Genomic DNA, 333 nt, shown 5'->3' on the forward strand with positions numbered 1-333 from the left:
TGAGCGACGTGGTTCGTCATAGCACGCAATACACGAGCGATTTGGATCTCAGTGCGATCGCGATATATCTGACATCACTGCCTGCGAATTCGCCTGGCGAGGAGGCGAAGCGGGCATCCGGTGCGCAACACACTACCAAGGAACCCACGGGCCTGTTGACGACCCGCGGCGGTCTCGCCTATCTCCAGTTTTGTGCCGCTTGCCATCAGGTCGACGGTCGTGGCTTTTCCGCCGTGTTTCCGCCGCTGTCGGAGAACCCGGCCGTGCTGTCTGCCGATCCAGTTTCGTCGATTCACGTGGTGCTGACCGGTTGGCAGACCCCGAAGACCGCCG

At 61.3% G+C, this 333-nt stretch carries 1 protein-coding gene; it reads left to right on the forward strand.

All coding sequences use genetic code 11. The features are described 5' to 3' along the window. A partial coding sequence (locus SB725_RS30475; protein ID WP_410923070.1) for a c-type cytochrome occupies positions 1-333 on the forward strand: 333 nt, incomplete at both ends.

The sequence above is a fragment of the Pseudomonas sp. SIMBA_041 genome (genome assembly GCF_046535095.1).
GTDB lineage: Bacteria > Pseudomonadota > Gammaproteobacteria > Pseudomonadales > Pseudomonadaceae > Aquipseudomonas > Aquipseudomonas mucoides.